The organism is Streptomyces sp. WM4235, assembly GCF_001279725.1.
In the GTDB taxonomy this organism is placed as follows: domain Bacteria; phylum Actinomycetota; class Actinomycetes; order Streptomycetales; family Streptomycetaceae; genus Streptomyces.
In genome coordinates this window covers 1-288 of record NZ_LGDE01000391.1, presented here as the reverse complement: position 1 = coordinate 288, position 288 = coordinate 1, and the positions used below count along the sequence as shown (strand labels likewise).

The following is a 288-nucleotide window of genomic DNA, read 5'->3' as shown; positions in this document are numbered from 1 at the left end:
GGGTGGAGACCAGGTTGCGGTGGGTGGACAGGATGCCCTTGGGGCGTCCGGTGGATCCCGAGGTGAACATCACGCACGCGGTGTCGGTCGGGCCGAGGGGCACGCCGAGGTTCCCGGACTCCCGAGCGGAGATGGCGGCGTGGTCGGCGTCGGTCCGCACGGTGGCCCAGGGGCCACTGATCCGTGAGCCCTGTCGGGTGTCGGTGACGAGTACGCGGATGGTGGCGTCGTGTGCGGTGCGGGTGAGGCGTTCGTCGGGGAACTCGGGGTCCAGGAGGGCGTAGCCGG

Annotated in this window: 1 protein-coding gene; it reads right to left on the bottom strand. The window is 71.5% G+C overall.

Annotation, left to right across the window (positions count from 1 at the left end):
• On the bottom strand, positions 1–288 hold a 288-nt coding region (locus ADK55_RS23350), incomplete at both ends, for an AMP-binding protein (RefSeq protein ID WP_159041526.1).